The following is a 14,073-nucleotide window of genomic DNA, read 5'->3' on the forward strand; positions in this document are numbered from 1 at the left end:
GGTTTACACCGTGAAGGACTCGCCGCAGCCGCAGGTCGCCTTTTCGTTGGGATTGTAGAACTTGAACCCTTCGTTCAGCCCTTCGCGCGCATAGTCCAGTTCCGTCCCGTCGATATACGCCAGGCTTTTCGGATCCACGAACACCTTCACGCCATGGCTTTCGAAGACCTGGTCGGCGGCATCGGGCTCGTCCACGTATTCCAGCTTATAGGCCATCCCGGAACAGCCGGTGGTCCTGACGCCCAGACGCAAGCCCACGCCTTTGCCGCGGCGCTGCAAATACCGGCTGATGTGGTTTGCCGCTTGAGGAGTCAGCGTGACGCCCATATCAACTCCGGGAATGCTTGTCTTTGTAATCCTTGACGGCCGCCTTGATGGCGTCTTCCGCAAGGATGGAACAGTGGATCTTCACCGGCGGCAGGGCCAGCTCTTCGGCGATCTGCGTATTGCGGATGTTCATCGCCTCGTCCAGCGTCTTGCCCTTGACCCATTCGGTCACCAGCGAGCTGGAAGCAATGGCCGAGCCGCAGCCATAGGTCTTGAACCGCGCGTCTTCGATGACGCCGCTGGCATTGACCCTGATCTGCAGCTTCATCACGTCGCCACAGGCCGGCGCGCCGACCATGCCGGTTCCGACGGAATCGTCGCCCTTTTCGAAGGACCCCACGTTGCGGGGGTTTTCGTAGTGATCCAGAACTTTTTCGCTATATGCCATGATATTTCTCCCCTTCGCCAGGCGAAGGCAATTTGAATTCGCTCGCGCGGTACGGCGGGCGCCCCTGCGGGTTACCGGTCAGTGCGCCGCCCACTGCACGCTGTTCAAATCCACGCCTTCCTTGGCCATTTCCCAAAGCGGCGACATGTCGCGCAGCTTGCCGACCCGCTTCTTCAGCAGATCGACGGTAAAGTCGATTTCCTGTTCCGTGGTAAAGCGTCCAATCGTGAAGCGGATGGAACTGTGCGCCAGTTCATCGTTGCGGCCCAGGGCGCGCAGCACATAGGACGGCTCCAGGCTGGCGGAGGTACAGGCCGACCCGCTGGACACCGCCAGTTCCTTGACGGCCATGATCAGCGACTCGCCTTCCACGTAGTTGAAGCTGACGTTCAGGTTGTGCGGCACGCGGCGATCCATATCGCCATTCAGGTAGACCTCTTCGATTCCCGACAAGCCCGCCCAGAGGCGGTCCCGCAGCATACGGATACGCTCGTTCTCCGTGCCCATTTCCTCGCGCGCCAGGCGGAAGGCTTCGCCCATGCCGACGATCTGGTGCGTGGGCAGCGTGCCGGACCGAAAGCCCCGCTCGTGGCCACCGCCATGCATCTGGGCTTCGATGCGCACACGGGGCTTGCGCCGCACATACAAGGCGCCTATGCCCTTCGGGCCATAGGTTTTGTGCGCGGAAAACGACATCAAGTCGATCTTGAGCTTCTGCAGGTCGATTTCCACCTTGCCGGTCGCTTGCGCGGCGTCGACATGAAAAATGATGCCGCGCTCGCGACAGATTTCGCCCAGCGTTTCGACGTCCTGGATGACACCGATCTCGTTGTTCACCATCATCACCGACACCAGGACGGTATCGGGGCGCAGTGCCGCCTTGAACACATCCAGATCGATCAGGCCGTTTTCCATCACGTCCAGATACGTGACTTCGAAACCCTGGCGCTCCAGCTCACGCGTGGTGTCCAGCACCGCCTTGTGCTCGGTCTTGACCGTAATGATGTGCTTGCCGCGTTCCTTGTAGAAATTCGCCGCACCCTTGATCGCCAGGTTGTCCGATTCCGTGGCGCCCGACGTCCAGATGATTTCACGCGGATCGGCGTTCACCAGCTTGGCGACCTCTTCACGGGCGCGTTCGACCGCATCCTCCGCTTCCCAGCCGATGGAGTGGCTGCGCGAGGCGGGGTTGCCGAAGTTTTCATACAGCCACGGCACCATTTTTTCCACCACGCGCGGATCGACCGGAGTCGTGGCGGAATAGTCGAGGTAGATGGGACGGTTGGTCATGTCGTACAGCTCCTGATTTTCTTATACGGTGGCGGACGCGCCCGGTTGCGCCGCGCTGGCACTGGTACACGGGCTGGCAACGCTGGCGCCATTCGTCAACCGATTGACGCGGACCGTGCCGTTCTGGGCCTGGCTGTTCGCTTCCTGGAGCTGGCGCACGCGCTGCTGGTCGACCAGGTCCTGCAGGGAAACGGAATCCAGGTAATCCACCATCTTGCGATTGAGCGTGGCCCACAGCTCATGCGTCATGCACTTGCCGGACTTGCCATCCTTGCCGCTCGTACAGTCTTGCTTGCCGCCGCAGCTGGTCGCATCCAGCGGTTCGTCCACGGCGAAGATGATGTCGGCCACCGTGACGTTGCGAGCCAGGCGCGCGAGCGAGTAGCCACCGCCCGGACCACGCACGCTGTCGACCAATTCGTGGCGACGCAGCTTGCCGAACAGCTGTTCCAGATAAGAAAGAGAGATGTTTTGGCGCTGGCTGATGGCCGCCAGCGTAACCGGCCCGCTGTGCTGGCGCATGGCGAGGTCGATCATGGCGGTCACGGCGAAACGTCCTTTGGTAGTCAGCCGCATAACGAGGGTTTCCTGTTTAGCCAGTAGGCCCGGCGCAGCCGGGATCCAATACCTGAGTAATTGGCTCAAGTATAGCCTATTCCCGACTAATTTGCTATGAAACCCTGCGCCCGATAGGGGCGAGGAAGGCGCCGGCCAAGGCCGGGCGCCAGGCACCGTATGACCGCGCCAAGGCGCCAGCGCCGGCGACGCGAGGGGCGCGGCTCAACGCCCCCAGGCAGATGAAGACTGCCGCATACGGACCGCTGTCCACCCAGGCTGAAAGGCCGGCCACGGATGCCGCAAGACGCCAATACGTGCAAATGCCCGCCAGACGGGCGGGCATTAGCTCTGCAGTGAGACTACGCCGGACATCGCCGGAACGATCAAGCCGCCTGGTATTGCGTGGCGCGCTTGCGGACCAATTCCAGCACGCCCTGACAGGCGTCTTCCAGATAGTCCAGCACCTTGCCGAATCCCTCCGGCCCGCCGTAGTACGGATCCGGAACAGTTGCCTCTTCGAACTCGTTGGCGAACCGCATCAGCAACATCAGCTTGTGCTGGTATGCCTTCGGGCATTGCTGCTGGAGCGCGGAGAGGTTTTCCCAGTCCATCGCCAGAATGAGATCGAACTCACGAAAATCGTCGGGCGTGACCTGACGCGCCTCGCAATGCGTGATTTCATAGCCGCGCTTGCGGGCTGCGGCCTGGGCCCGGGCATCCGGGGCTTCGCCAATGTGGAAAGCATGCGTACCGGCGGAATCTATCCGCACGACATCGCCCAGCCCGGCGTCATTGACCAGCCGGCGGAACACGCCTTCTGCGCTCGGCGAGCGGCAGATGTTGCCCATGCAAACGAAAAGTACCTTGGTCATCATGCTTGATAGTCTGCGGGAAAACCCGCAACTAGGCAAGCTTTTTTTCTGTCCAAAACCGGTATCCGCGACGAACTTTGCCAGCGGAAAAACCGTGATGAATCAGCCACCTATAGGCCGAACCTAATAAAGCGATTGATGCTTTCTAAGTCCGTTTTCGAACCGGATTCAATGCTCTGGGACGCGGCGCAACAACACGACATCATGTCCGCCTGATGTCAGCGCGATGACATCCCCGCAACAAGCCCGGCGCGGCGGCTGCCCATGCCACCGCGGCGCTGCAGGCTCGAAAAAAGGGAACACCACACGTCCCAAGCGCATGCTCAGCGGGCGCCGTCCAGAAGCACCCGCTCCTTCAGGGCATTCAGGGCATCCCGCGCGGCCGCGGCCTGTTCGAATTCCAGGTTGCGGGCATGATCCATCATGAGTTTTTCCAGGCGGCGGATTTCCCGGGCCAACGCTTTCTCGTCGGTCAGCAGCTCGGCGGGCAAGGCGTCCTCGATGGTCGGATGATGAACCGGCGCCACCACTCCGTCGATCAGTTCCCTGACGGCCTTTTGCACGCCCTTGGCGGTAATGCCGTGGGTTACATTGAACTCTTCCTGTTTTTTCCGACGCCGCTCCGTTTCACCGATGGCGCGATGCATCGAATCGGTCACGCGGTCCGCGTACAGGATGGCCCTGCCGTTCAGGTTGCGCGCCGCCCGCCCGATGGTCTGGATCAGGCTGCGTTCGGACCTCAGGAAACCTTCCTTGTCCGCGTCCAGGATGGCGACCAGTGAAACCTCGGGGATATCCAGCCCTTCACGCAACAGGTTGATCCCGACCAGCACGTCGAAGGTACCCAGTCGCAGGTCGCGGATGATCTCCACCCGCTCCACCGTGTCGATGTCCGAATGCAGGTACCGTACGCGCACGCCATGTTCGGCCAGGAAATCGGTCAGGTCCTCGGCCATGCGCTTGGTCAGCGTGGTGACCAGCACGCGGTCGGATTGCGCCACGCGCAGCTTGATTTCGCCCAGCAGGTCGTCGACCTGCGTGCGCGCCGGGCGCACTTCCACGATGGGATCGACCAGGCCCGTGGGACGCACCACCTGCTCGACGATATTATCGGAATGCTCTTTCTCGTAAGTCGACGGCGTGGCCGACACGAACACGCATTGACGCATGCGGGCTTCGAATTCCTGCAGCTGCAGGGGCCGGTTATCCAGCGCGGACGGCAAGCGGAAGCCGTACTGGACCAGGGTGTCCTTGCGCGAACGGTCGCCGCGATACATGCCGCTCAGCTGGCCGATGGTGACATGGCTTTCATCAATGAACATCAGCGCGTCGGCGGGCAGGTAGTCGATCAGCGTGGGTGGCGGTTCGCCCGGCGCCGCCCCGGACAAATGGCGGGAATAGTTTTCGATTCCTTTGCAAAAACCCAGCTCCTGCAGCATTTCCAGGTCGAACCGGGTACGCTGTTCCAGGCGCTGCGCTTCGACCAGCTTGCTTTGGGACGTGAAGAATTGCACCCGTTCGCGCAGCTCTTCCTTGATCGTGTCGATGGCGCGCAGGACCGTATCGCGTGGCGTGACGTAATGGGAACCGGGATAGACGGTGAAACGCGGCACTTTCTGCCGCACCTTTCCGGTCAAGGGATCGAAGAGTTCCAGCGTTTCGACTTCGTCGTCGAACAGGGTCAGGCGCAACGCAAGTTCGGCACTTTCGGCGGGGAAAATGTCGATGGTCTCGCCCCGCACGCGGAAGACGCCGCGGGTGAAATCCGCGTCATTGCGCGTGTACTGCATCGCGACCAGGCGCGCCAGGATTTCCCGGCGCGAGATGCGATCCCCCGCACGCAGGATGAGCACCATGGCGTGATAATCGCCGGGATTACCGATACCGTAGATGCACGAGACCGTGCCCACGATCACCGTATCGCGCCGTTCAAGCAGGCTTTTCGTGGCCGACAGACGCATCTGCTCGATGTGCTCGTTGATGGACGAGTCCTTCTCGATGAACAGGTCGCGCGTCGGCACATACGCTTCGGGCTGGTAATAGTCGTAGTACGAGACGAAATACTCGATGGCGTTCTTGGGGAAGAACTCGCGCATTTCCGCGTAAAGCTGCGCAGCCAAGGTTTTATTAGGCGCAAGCACCAGCGCGGGACGCCCCAGCCTGGCGATCACGTTGGCCATCGTGTACGTCTTCCCCGAGCCGGTCACGCCCAGCAGGGTCTGGTACATCAAACCGTCCCGCACGCCATCGGCCAGCGCGCCGATCGCGGCCGGCTGGTCTCCCGCGGGCGGATAAGGCTGGTAGAGCTGAAAAGGGCTGTCCGGAAATTCGACGAATCCAGGTTCGGTCATGCTAGACTGTCTCAGGGTAAACCCCCCATTATCCGCCGCATATCCGGCTGCGTCCACCTACCCTTCTTGTACTCCGATGAGCACTCTTTTCCAAAACGTCGAGTTGGCCCCGCGCGACCCCATCCTCGGGCTGAATGAACAGTACAACGCCGACAACCGGCCGGGGAAGGTCAATCTGGGCGTGGGGGTGTACTACGACGACAACGGCCGCATTCCGCTGCTGTCGGCCGTGCGCAAGGCAGAAATCGCCCGCATCGAAGCGGCTGCCGCGCGCGGCTACCTGCCCATCGAAGGCATCGCCACCTACAACAAGGGCGCGCAGGCGCTGCTGCTGGGCGCGGATTCTCCCCTCTCGGCCGCCGGCCGTGTGCTGACCGCGCAGGCGCTGGGCGGCACGGGCGCACTGAAGATCGGTGCTGATTTCCTGCATCAACTGCTGCCCCAATCCAAGGCCTACATTAGCGACCCCAGTTGGGAAAACCACCGAGCGCTGTTCGAACGGGCCGGGTTCGAGGTCGAGACATATCCCTACTACGATCCGATCACCCACGGCTTGAACTTCGAAGGCATGCTGGCCGGGCTGAAGTCCATGCCAGCGCACAGCGTGGTCGTGCTGCATGCATGCTGCCACAACCCCACTGGCGTGGATCCCACGCCGGAGCAATGGCAGCAGATCGCCACTGTGGTCAAGGACCGCGACCTTGTGCCCTTCCTGGACATCGCTTACCAGGGTTTCGGGGCGGGCCTGCACGAAGACGCCGCGGTGGTGCGCCTGTTCGCGGGCATGGACATGACGGTGTTCGTCAGCTCGTCGTTTTCCAAATCGTTTTCGCTGTACGGCGAACGCGTCGGCGCGCTGACCGTCATCGCGGGCAGCAAGGATGAAGCCGCGCGCGTGCTCAGCCAACTCAAGCGCGTCATCCGCACCAACTATTCCAACCCGCCCACCCACGGCGGCACCATCGTTTCCACGGTGTTGAACACGCCTGAACTGTTCGCGCTCTGGGAGCAAGAGCTGGGCGGCATGCGCGATCGCATTCGCTTGATGCGGCGGCAATTGGTCGAAAAGATCAAGGAACACGGCGCGCAGCAGGATTTCAGCTTCGTCCTTCAGCAACGCGGCATGTTCTCGTATTCCGGCTTGACGTCCGCCCAGGTCGATCGGCTGCGCGACGAGCATGGGATCTATGCGGTTTCCAGTGGGCGCATCTGTGTGGCCGCGCTGAACAGCCAGAATATCGACGCCGCCGCCAAGGGTATCGCCGCCGTGCTGAAAAACTAGGCGATACGCATATCCAGGTACCGCGCCGGCATACCGGATCAGAGCCGGGCAGCACGCGTGGACCGGAACGAAGAATGGGGCCGCTGGCCCCATTCTTTTTGGCGTCTTGCGTTGCCATCGCCCCAGACCCCTTGCGTTTTGAAGCTGCGTCCCCCAAAATGCGGAGCTGTATATCCATACAGGGAACCAGGAACCCGCAATGGCCAGCAAACTTACCGAACGCCAACAGCAGATCCTAGACCTCATACGCCAGGCAGTCTCCAGTACCGGCTTTCCTCCGACCCGCGCGGAAATCGCCCAGGCACTGGGGTTCCGCTCGCCCAACGCCGCGGAAGACCACCTGAAGGCCCTGGCCCGCAAAGGGGCGATCGAACTCACCGCGGGCGCCTCCCGCGGCATCCGCCTGAAAGAAGCGCGTGGTGAAAGCGGGCAAGCCATGCTGCCGATCCCCGCCCTCGCCCAATTGATGCTGCCGCTGGTGGGACGAGTTGCCGCGGGCAGCCCCATCCTGGCCGCGGAGCATGTGGAAAGGGACGTAGGCGTGGACCCGGCCCTTTTCGCCCAGCGTCCGGACTACCTGCTCAAGGTCCGTGGGATGAGCATGCGCGACGTGGGAATCCTCGACGGGGACCTGCTCGCCGTCAAGAAGGCCAGCGAAGCGCGGGAGGGGCAGATCGTGGTCGCCCGCATCGACGAAGACGTTACCGTCAAGCGACTGCACCGCCACGGCGGCCGTATCGAACTGCTGCCGGAAAATCCGGACTTCCAACCCATCGTAGTACAGCCCGGCCAGGAATTCGCCCTGGAGGGCATCGCGGTCGGCCTTATCCGCACACAGGCCCTGCACTAGAAAAGGGCCTGTCAGCTTGCGCTGCAGGCCCTTACGATCACGAACGGTCGGCGCGGATCAGTGCTTGATGACCGGGTCCACGGAGTCCGACGCGGACGTGGCGGCCGGCGTCACCAAGGGCTTGTCCTTCGCCTCTTCTTCCGAAATAGGCTCGGGCATACGCTCCAAGGCACGTTCCAGCACCTTGTCGATCCAGCGAACCGGAACGACCTCCAGCTGGTTCTTCACGTTGTCCGGGATCTCCGCCAGGTCCTTGACGTTTTCCTCGGGTATCAACACCGTCTTGATACCGCCACGGTGCGCGGCCAGCAGCTTTTCTTTCAGGCCGCCGATGGCCAGCACCTCGCCGCGCAGGGTGATTTCCCCCGTCATCGCAACGTCTGCCCGCACCGGGATGCCGGACAACGCCGAGACCATGGCCGTCGTGATGGCGATACCCGCCGACGGGCCGTCCTTGGGCGTGGCACCCTCCGGTACGTGCACGTGCATATCCCGCTTTTCGAAGACGCTGTCGGCGAAACCCAGCCGGCGGGCGCGCGAGCGCACGACGGTACGCGCCGCTTCGACCGACTCCTTCATTACGTCCCCGAGCGAACCCGTACGCTGGATTGCGCCCTTGCCCGGCATATCGGCAACTTCGATGGTCAGCAGATCGCCACCCACCTCCGTCCAGGCCAGGCCGGTCACCTGCCCCACCTGGTTTTCCTTTTCCGCCATGCCAAAGTTATAGCGACGCACACCCAGATAGTCGTTCAGGTTCTCCGAGGTAACGGCGATCGGCTTGGCTTCGCCATTGGCATCCGACTTGGCCTTGGCATCGCGTTCCGTCAGCAATTGCTTGACGACCTTGCGGCAGATCTTGCCGACCTCGCGCTCAAGCGCGCGCACACCGGCCTCGCGCGTGTAGTACCGCACGATGTCCCGCAGCGCGGATTCGTCAATCGTAAGCTCCGCTTCCTTCAGGCCATTGTTCTTCAATAGCTTGGGAATCAGGTGATCGCTGGCGATGTGAACCTTCTCGTCCTCGGTATAGCCCGACAGGCGGATGACTTCCATCCGATCCAGCAATGCGGGCGGAATGTTCAGCGTATTGCTGGTCGCCACGAACATCACGTCCGACAGGTCGAAATCCACCTCGACGTAGTGATCCTGGAACGTGTGGTTCTGTTCGGGATCCAACACTTCCAGCAGCGCGGACGACGGATCGCCGCGGAAATCCATGCCGAGCTTGTCGATTTCGTCCAGCAGGAACAGGGGGTTGCGTACGCCCACCTTGCTCATGTTCTGCAGGATCTTGCCCGGCATCGAACCGATATAGGTACGGCGATGGCCGCGAATTTCGGCTTCGTCACGGACACCGCCCAGCGCCATGCGGACGAACTTGCGGTTCGTCGCCTTGGCAATGGACTGACCCAGCGACGTCTTACCGACACCCGGAGGGCCCACCAGGCACAGGATCGGCGCCTTTACCTTGTCCACGCGCTGCTGCACGGCCAGATATTCAAGGATGCGTTCCTTGACCTTCTCCAGGCCGTAGTGATCGTCGTCCAGCACGGTTTCGGCGTTGCCGATCGAATTGTTTACCTTGCTCTTCTTGCGCCACGGCAGATTGATCAGCGTGTCGATGTAGTTGCGCACCACCGTCGCCTCGGCCGACATCGGCGACATCAGCTTGAGCTTCTTCAGCTCCGCATCGGCTTTTTTGCGCGCTTCCTTGGGCATACGCGCGGCAACGATTTTCTTTTCGAGTTCCTCGATATCGGCGCCTTCCTCGCCTTCACCCAATTCCTTCTGGATGGCCTTTACCTGTTCATTCAGGTAGTAATCGCGCTGGCTCTTTTCCATCTGCTTTTTCACGCGGCCGCGGATCCGCTTTTCGACCTGCAGAATGTCGATTTCGGTTTCCAGCTGCGTGAGCAGGCCTTCCAGGCGCTCGGCCGTGCCGAAGATCTCCAGCATCTTCTGCTTCTGTTCGAGCTTCAGCGGCAGATGCGCGGCAATGGTGTCGGCCAAGCGACCGGCATCATCGATTCCCGCCAGAGACGTCAGGATCTCCGGTGGGATCTTTTTGTTGAGCTTCACGTACTGCTCGAACTGCGCCACGATGGCACGACGCAGCGCTTCCGTCTCGGAACCCTGGATGGGATCGAGCTGGATAGGCACGACTTCGCAGGTGAAATGCGATTCGACATCATCCACGCGAGTGATACGAGCGCGCTGTGCGCCTTCCACCAGCACCTTTACAGTGCCATCGGGCAGCTTCAACATCTGGAGGATGCCTGCCACGCAGCCGATTTCGTACACGTCCTCAGGGGATGGGTCATCCTTGCCCGCGGACTTCTGTGCCACCAGCATGATGCTCTTGCCGGCTTCCATGGCCACTTCGAGCGCACGTATGGAGCGGGGACGTCCGACGAATAGCGGGATGACCATGTGCGGGAACACCACGACGTCGCGCAGGGGCAACAGCGGAAGGTCGATGGGTTCTGAAGGCAGGGTCTGAGTGCCAGACATAAAGAATTCCTTGGGATGACTCAACGTATGGGCGGTATGGCGGGAAATCCCTTTCGGCGTTCTCCCGTCTGTCGTCAGTTACGTCTGATATGGGAACAATAGCCGAAAAATCAAGCTTTCGACCGTCTGCAGCGAAAACCTTGAAAAACCCGCCCAGCACAGGACGGGGGGTTCAACGGTCTTATGCCGCGGCGTCCCTGACCTCGCCCCGGTCGGGTTTCGATGCCTGCGTGGCATCGTCCGCATAGATGAGTAAAGGCTGGCCGTCGCCTTCGATCACGTTCTCGTCGAGTACGACCCGGCTGACATTGCCCAGTGAAGGCAGCTCGTACATCGTATCGAGTAGCGCGAATTCCAGGATGGAGCGCAATCCACGTGCCCCCGTCTTTCGCTTGAGTGCCTTACGGGCAATAGCGCGCAATGCGGCAGGCCGGATGTCCAGTTCGGCGCCTTCCATGGCGAACAGCTTCTGGAACTGCTTCACCAGGGCGTTCTTGGGCTCCGTCAGAATCTGGACCAGGGCGACTTCATCGAGCTCATCAAGCGTCGCGACCACCGGCAAACGGCCGACCAATTCGGGAATCAGACCGAACTTGATGAGATCTTCAGGTTCGGCTTCACTGAACAACTCGCCCACGCCACGCTCGGATTTCGCGCGCACCGACGCGGAGAAGCCGATACCGGATTTTTCCGTCCGATCACGAATGACCTTTTCCAGCCCGTCGAAGGCACCCCCCACGATGAACAGGATGTTCGTGGTATCCACCTGGACGAAGTCCTGGTTCGGATGTTTCCGGCCGCCTTGGGGCGGGACCGAGGCCACCGTACCCTCGATCAGCTTCAGCAGGGCCTGCTGGACGCCCTCACCGGATACGTCGCGGGTAATGGAAGGGTTATCCGACTTGCGCGAAATCTTGTCGATTTCGTCGATGTAGATAATCGCGCGCTGCGCCTTTTCAACTTCGTAGTTGCAGTTTTGCAGTAGTTTCTGAATGATATTTTCGACGTCTTCGCCCACGTATCCCGCTTCGGTCAGCGTGGTCGCGTCGGCCATGACAAACGGCACGTTCAACATGCGCGCCAGCGTCTGGGCCAACAACGTCTTGCCGGAACCCGTCGGGCCGACAAGCAGAATATTGCTCTTGGACAGTTCGACTTCGTCGCCCTTGAGTTCGCCATGGCGGATGCGCTTGTAGTGGTTGTATACAGCAACCGCCAGCGTGCGCTTGGGCGTGTCCTGCCCAATGACGTACTGGTCCAGGAATTTTTTGATTTCAGTCGGGGTGGGCAGTTCCGAGCGAATAGCGGCGCGTGCGGTCGCTTGCGCTTCTTCCCGAATGATATCGTTGCAAAGATCGATGCATTCGTCGCAGATGAAAACGGAAGGGCCCGCGATCAATTTGCGGACTTCATGCTGGCTCTTGTTGCAGAAAGAGCAATGCAGCACCTTCGCGTCTGCCGATCCCTTTTTTTCAGGCATATATATCTCTGGTGACGATGGGTGTCGCGCCTGCGCGCGCCACCCATCCTACGCTGGCTCGAAATAGCGGCGGCTCGGAACCGGACCCGCGGACGCCTTAGCGATCCTCGGAGCGCGAGGCCAGGACCTTGTCCACCAAGCCATACGATACCGCATCTTCCGCCGACATGAAGTTGTCGCGCTCGGTGTCCTGCTCGATGCGATCGACGGGCTGGCCCGTGTTGTCCGCCAGGATGCGATTCAGGCGGGACCGCAGGTCCAGGATCTCGCGCGCCTGGATCTGGATATCGCTGGCTTGGCCCTGCGCACCACCGGAAGGCTGGTGAATCATGATGCGGGAATTGGGCAGCGAGTAACGCTTGCCCTTCTTGCCCGCCGCGAGCAGGAAAGCGCCCATGCTGGCCGCAAGACCCGTGCACAACGTGGACACATCCGGCTTCACGAAGTTCATCGTGTCGTAGATGGCCATGCCGGCATAGACCGAGCCGCCCGGCGAGTTGATATAAAACGAAATGTCCTTGTCCGGATTTTCCGATTCCAGGAACAGCAACTGGGCAACAACGAGGTTGGCCGAGTTGTCGCTCACAGGACCGACCAGGAATACGACCCGTTCCCGCAACAAGCGGGAATAAATGTCGTATGCCCGTTCGCCGCGCCCCGACTGCTCGATCACCATGGGGATATACCCCAGGGCGGTCGGCGTCACGGACGCGCCGCCGTGCATGGACGCGTAGAAATCCGTAAATCTGTTCATCAAGCCATCCCCATCAACTGGTCGAAAGGCACCTGCTCATCCGCGACCTTGGCCTTTTCGAGCACATAGGAAACTACGTTGTCTTCCACCACGAGCGCCTCGATTTCAGCGCGGCGCTGGCGGTCGGACAGATAATAGCTGACCACCTGGGCCGGCTCTTCGTAATTCTGGGCGAATTCCTCGATGCGCGCGCGCACTTGCTCAGGCTTGGCCTGCAGTTGCGCGTCCTTGACCAGTTCCGACACCAGCAGGCCCAGGCGAACGCGGCGCTCCGATTCGGTGCTGAAGGCTTCCGGCGGGATGGGAACGGAGTCGGCGTTGGGCAAGCCACGCTGCTTCAGCTCTTCGCGGGCCGCGGCGACGCGACTGCTCACGTCGCTGTCCACCAGCGCGGCCGGCACATCGAATTTGGCGGCTTCGGCCAATGCGTCCATGACGCTGTTCTTGGTACGCACCAGCAGGCGCGTCCTGGCTTCGCGCTCGACGTTCTTGCGGATGTCGGCCTTCAGCTTTTCGACATCGCCTTCGGATTGCCCCAGCGACTTGGCGAATTCGCCATCCACCGTAGGCAGCACGGCCTCGGCCACTTCCTTGATCGTGATGGTGAATTCGGCCGTCTTGCCGGCGACTTCCTTGCCTTGGTAGTCGGCCGGGAAAGTCAGCGGGAACACCTTGGTATCGCCCGCCTTCAGGCCCTGCGCGGCGGCTTCGAATTCCGGCAGCATGCGGCCCTGGCCCAGCACGAAGGGAAAGCCTTCCGCCTTGCCGCCTTCGAACGGTACACCGTCGATCGTGCCGGCGAAATCCAGCGTCACGCGGTCCCCGTCCTGCGCGGCGCGGCCTTCGCGCGGCTCGTAGGTCGCGCGCTGCATGCGCAGGACGTCAATGGTCTGCTCGACCTGGGCGTCGGTCACGGGGCTGTCGTAGCGCGTGACGGACAGGCTGGCCAAGTCGGGCAAGGTGATCTCGGGATAGACCTCGAAGGTCGCGGAAAACGCCAGCGTGTCGTCGGCTACGCCTTCGGTCTTGGGTTCGATCGAAGGAGCGCCGGCGATGCGCAGCTTGGCGGAATCGACGGCCTGTTCGAATGCACGTCCCACCTGCGAGTTGATGACGTCGTAGCGAATGCCGGGACCGTGGCTGCGTTCCAGCATGGTCATGGGCACTTTGCCGGGACGGAAGCCGGGCACCTTGGCGGTGCGCGCGACGCGCTTCAGCTGCGCCTGGACTTCTTTTTCGACTTCCGCGACGGACACGGACAGATCGACGCGGCGCTTCAGGCCGGAGAGGGTTTCAACCACAGGCTGCATTAGAAAAGACCTATTTTGCGAGTGAATGGAAGATGGGATCAACCGGTCATTTTACCGGAAACTCGTTTGTGCCCCTTCCCGCCCCGCCCGAGGCCGG

12 protein-coding genes are annotated in these 14,073 nt (G+C 61.4%); 2 read left to right on the top strand and 10 right to left on the bottom strand.

The genetic code is table 11. From position 1 onward, the window contains the following. Positions 1 to 3: 3 nt before the first annotated feature. From iscA to uvrB, 6 genes are all read right to left on the bottom strand, one after another. Positions 4 to 327 (bottom strand): iron-sulfur cluster assembly protein IscA, encoded by a 324-nt coding sequence (gene iscA, locus AKI39_RS15380; RefSeq protein ID WP_066637740.1) that lies wholly within the window; start codon positions 325 to 327, stop codon positions 4 to 6. A gap of 1 nt (position 328) precedes the next feature. Then, positions 329 to 715 carry a Fe-S cluster assembly scaffold IscU gene (gene iscU / locus AKI39_RS15385; RefSeq protein WP_066637749.1) on the bottom strand — a complete coding sequence of 129 codons (387 nt, stop codon included), beginning with the start codon at positions 713 to 715 and terminating at the stop codon, positions 329 to 331. Between the two features lie 78 nt (positions 716 to 793). After that, the gene (locus AKI39_RS15390) at positions 794 to 2,005 is read right to left on the bottom strand and encodes an IscS subfamily cysteine desulfurase (protein ID WP_066637751.1); all 1,212 of its coding nucleotides are present in this window, start codon (positions 2,003 to 2,005) and stop codon (positions 794 to 796) included. A gap of 21 nt (positions 2,006 to 2,026) precedes the next feature. Further along, on the bottom strand, positions 2,027 to 2,581 hold the full coding sequence (gene iscR / locus AKI39_RS15395; RefSeq protein ID WP_066637753.1) for a Fe-S cluster assembly transcriptional regulator IscR: 555 nt from the start codon (positions 2,579 to 2,581) through the stop codon (positions 2,027 to 2,029). A 365-nt stretch (positions 2,582 to 2,946) separates the two neighbouring features. Further along, on the bottom strand, positions 2,947 to 3,438 hold the full coding sequence (locus AKI39_RS15400) for a low molecular weight protein-tyrosine-phosphatase (protein WP_066351875.1): 492 nt from the start codon (positions 3,436 to 3,438) through the stop codon (positions 2,947 to 2,949). A 320-nt stretch (positions 3,439 to 3,758) separates the two neighbouring features. Then, on the bottom strand, positions 3,759 to 5,786 hold the full coding sequence (gene uvrB, locus AKI39_RS15405) for an excinuclease ABC subunit UvrB (RefSeq protein WP_066637755.1): 2,028 nt from the start codon (positions 5,784 to 5,786) through the stop codon (positions 3,759 to 3,761). Between the two features lie 76 nt (positions 5,787 to 5,862). Here uvrB and AKI39_RS15410 point away from each other — a divergent pair, with 76 nt between their 5' ends. Both AKI39_RS15410 and lexA read left to right on the top strand, forming a co-directional pair. Then, positions 5,863 to 7,068, top strand: coding sequence for an amino acid aminotransferase (locus AKI39_RS15410; RefSeq protein WP_066637758.1), 1,206 nt, complete (start codon positions 5,863 to 5,865; stop codon positions 7,066 to 7,068). Between the two features lie 199 nt (positions 7,069 to 7,267). After that, entirely contained in the window at positions 7,268 to 7,918 is a 651-nt protein-coding gene (lexA, locus tag AKI39_RS15415) for a transcriptional repressor LexA (RefSeq protein WP_066637760.1), read from the top strand. A gap of 57 nt (positions 7,919 to 7,975) precedes the next feature. On the opposite strand, the gene lon is transcribed toward lexA, so the two are convergent. From lon to tig, 4 genes are all read right to left on the bottom strand, one after another. After that, positions 7,976 to 10,432, bottom strand: coding sequence for an endopeptidase La (lon, locus tag AKI39_RS15420; RefSeq protein ID WP_066637761.1), 2,457 nt, complete (start codon positions 10,430 to 10,432; stop codon positions 7,976 to 7,978). A 181-nt stretch (positions 10,433 to 10,613) separates the two neighbouring features. Beyond that, positions 10,614 to 11,912, bottom strand: a complete 1,299-nt coding sequence (gene clpX / locus AKI39_RS15425; protein ID WP_066637763.1) for an ATP-dependent Clp protease ATP-binding subunit ClpX — start codon at positions 11,910 to 11,912, stop codon at positions 10,614 to 10,616. Between the two features lie 97 nt (positions 11,913 to 12,009). After that, positions 12,010 to 12,666, bottom strand: a complete 657-nt coding sequence (gene clpP, locus AKI39_RS15430) for an ATP-dependent Clp endopeptidase proteolytic subunit ClpP (RefSeq protein ID WP_066637765.1) — start codon at positions 12,664 to 12,666, stop codon at positions 12,010 to 12,012. Beyond that, on the bottom strand, positions 12,666 to 13,976 hold the full coding sequence (gene tig / locus AKI39_RS15435) for a trigger factor (RefSeq protein WP_066637771.1): 1,311 nt from the start codon (positions 13,974 to 13,976) through the stop codon (positions 12,666 to 12,668). Before tig ends, clpP begins: the two co-directional genes overlap by 1 nt. Positions 13,977 to 14,073 lie beyond the last annotated feature (97 nt).

The sequence above is a fragment of the Bordetella sp. H567 genome (genome assembly GCF_001704295.1).
In the GTDB taxonomy this organism is placed as follows: domain Bacteria; phylum Pseudomonadota; class Gammaproteobacteria; order Burkholderiales; family Burkholderiaceae_B; genus Bordetella_C.

Excerpts from the sequence above, each read along its gene's own strand:
- iscA (WP_066637740.1), bottom strand. The coding sequence starts at position 327 with ATGGGCGTCACGCTGACTCCTCAAGCGGCAAACCACATCAGCCGGTAT.
- iscU (WP_066637749.1), bottom strand. The coding sequence starts at position 715 with ATGGCATATAGCGAAAAAGTTCTGGATCACTACGAAAACCCCCGCAAC.
- AKI39_RS15390 (WP_066637751.1), bottom strand. The coding sequence starts at position 2,005 with ATGACCAACCGTCCCATCTACCTCGACTATTCCGCCACGACTCCGGTC.
- iscR (WP_066637753.1), bottom strand. The coding sequence starts at position 2,581 with ATGCGGCTGACTACCAAAGGACGTTTCGCCGTGACCGCCATGATCGAC.
- AKI39_RS15400 (WP_066351875.1), bottom strand. The coding sequence starts at position 3,438 with ATGATGACCAAGGTACTTTTCGTTTGCATGGGCAACATCTGCCGCTCG.
- uvrB (WP_066637755.1), bottom strand. The coding sequence starts at position 5,786 with ATGACCGAACCTGGATTCGTCGAATTTCCGGACAGCCCTTTTCAGCTC.
- AKI39_RS15410 (WP_066637758.1), top strand. The coding sequence starts at position 5,863 with ATGAGCACTCTTTTCCAAAACGTCGAGTTGGCCCCGCGCGACCCCATC.
- lexA (WP_066637760.1), top strand. The coding sequence starts at position 7,268 with ATGGCCAGCAAACTTACCGAACGCCAACAGCAGATCCTAGACCTCATA.
- lon (WP_066637761.1), bottom strand. The coding sequence starts at position 10,432 with ATGTCTGGCACTCAGACCCTGCCTTCAGAACCCATCGACCTTCCGCTG.
- clpX (WP_066637763.1), bottom strand. The coding sequence starts at position 11,912 with ATGCCTGAAAAAAAGGGATCGGCAGACGCGAAGGTGCTGCATTGCTCT.
- clpP (WP_066637765.1), bottom strand. The coding sequence starts at position 12,666 with ATGAACAGATTTACGGATTTCTACGCGTCCATGCACGGCGGCGCGTCC.
- tig (WP_066637771.1), bottom strand. The coding sequence starts at position 13,976 with ATGCAGCCTGTGGTTGAAACCCTCTCCGGCCTGAAGCGCCGCGTCGAT.